1 pseudogene is annotated in these 1,661 nt (G+C 69.1%); it reads right to left on the bottom strand.

From position 1 onward, the window contains the following. Positions 1-33: 33 nt before the first annotated feature. Positions 34-1,586, bottom strand: a pseudogene (locus E2C06_RS36345) (IS3 family transposase). Positions 1,587-1,661: the final 75 nt, after the last annotated feature.

Genomic DNA, 1,661 nt, shown 5'->3' with positions numbered 1-1,661 from the left:
CCGGTGATTGTCAAAGAAGTTGTCCGGTGCCGATCAGGCGGCGTCTCTGATTTTCGGGTCTCGGGCGTCGCGCTCGGGGTTGAGGCAGACGTCGCCAGCCGGCGTCCAGTTTCGGATCTGACGTGACCACCGCGCAGGGTTGGCGGCGCGGGCTTTGGCATAGAGGTCGGTCCGACGCTCGAGGAGCGCGCGATCCTCACCTGCGTGTCTGGCGCTGGGCGTGACAAACCGGATCGCACTGTGACGGTGCTCGTGATTGTACCAGGCCACGAAACGGGCGACCCAGTGCTGTGCGTCTTCCCTGCTGGCGAATCCCAATGCCGGCCAGTCCGGCCTGTGCTTGCAGGTGCGGAACAGGGCCTCGGAGAATGGGTTGTCATCGCTGACCCGCGGCCGGCTGTAGGAGGCGATGATGCCGAGCCGCTCGAGGGTGGCCTTCATGGTCGCGCCCTTCATCGGGCTGCCGTTGTCAGCGTGCAGAACGAGAGGGCGGGTGAGGCAGCCCTCGGCCCAGATCGCCTTGCGCACGAGGTCGGCCGCCAGCTCGGCGGCTTCGCGCTCATGGACCTCTCAGCCGACGATCTTGCGGCTGTAGATGTCGAGGATGAGGTAGAGATAGAAGAATCCGCCCCGGATTGGGCCGGGCATCCAGGTGATGTCCCAATTCCAGACCTCGCAGGGACCGCGAGCGCGGTGGCTGGTCGGCGGTGGGCGACGCGCCGGCGGCCTGGCCCGACCACGGTGGTGCTGCTGATCCTCGGCCCGCAGGATGCGGTAGAAGCTGGCTTCCGAGGCGAGGTAGCGTCCCTGGTCTGCAAGGCGGGGCACGATCTGACTGGGCGGCAGGCTCTTGAAGGCGTCGCTGTTGCAGGCGTCCAGCACGGCTCGCCGTTCGGCCTCGGACAGCTTATTGCCCGGTGCTGGCCGAGGCGCCGTCGGGCGGCGGTCTTCGGGCGCGCTGTCCCTGGCCCGCCAGCGGCGACAGGTCCGCTCGTCGAGCCCGAGTTCCGCACAGGCCTGGGCGCGACGTGCGCCAGCCGCGACAGCCTGGCCGATCAGCGCCATGGCGTTCTGGCGATCCGGGGTGCTGATCATGCGTCCTCGCCGTCCCCCCAGATCGCCGCGGCGTTTTTTCGCAGCACCAGCAGCGCCGCTGCCTCCGCCAGCGCCTTCTCTTTGCGCGCTAGGTCGCGCTCGAGCGCCTTGACGCGCTTCTTCTCGTCCCTGGTCGCCTGGCCCAACCGCTGGCTGCTGGCGCGCTCCCAATCGTTGGCCTGCTCGCAGGCGGCCCGCCAGGCCTGGATCTGCTCGGGGTAGAGCCCCCGCTGGCGGCAGTAGGCGGCGAGATCGGCCTCGTTCAGGGCGGCGGTCTCGAGGACGGCGGCGAACTTGTCGCGCGACGTCCAACCCTCTGGGCCGGCGTCGGCATCGGGCAGGAGCCGGCCCTGGCTGCGGGCGTCGCGGCGCCAGGCGTGCAGGGTTGCCGCGGAGATCCCCTCCTCCTTAGCCAGTTGCCGCACGGGTACTGCGTTCGGCGGCTCCAACTTCCTCAGAACCGCCGCGCGGCGTTCCGTCGAGTGGGCCAACTCATCCCTCCGTCCCGCCCCTCTGAAAATGAGAGATCATCTCAAGGCGCCGGACAACTTCCCTGCCACAGGGGG

Origin of the sequence: Dankookia rubra, assembly GCF_004355005.1 — a bacterium.
In the GTDB taxonomy this organism is placed as follows: domain Bacteria; phylum Pseudomonadota; class Alphaproteobacteria; order Acetobacterales; family Acetobacteraceae; genus Paracraurococcus; species Paracraurococcus ruber_A.
Note: the sequence above shows the minus strand (reverse complement) of the source record. Positions and strands in the feature narration are given on the sequence as shown.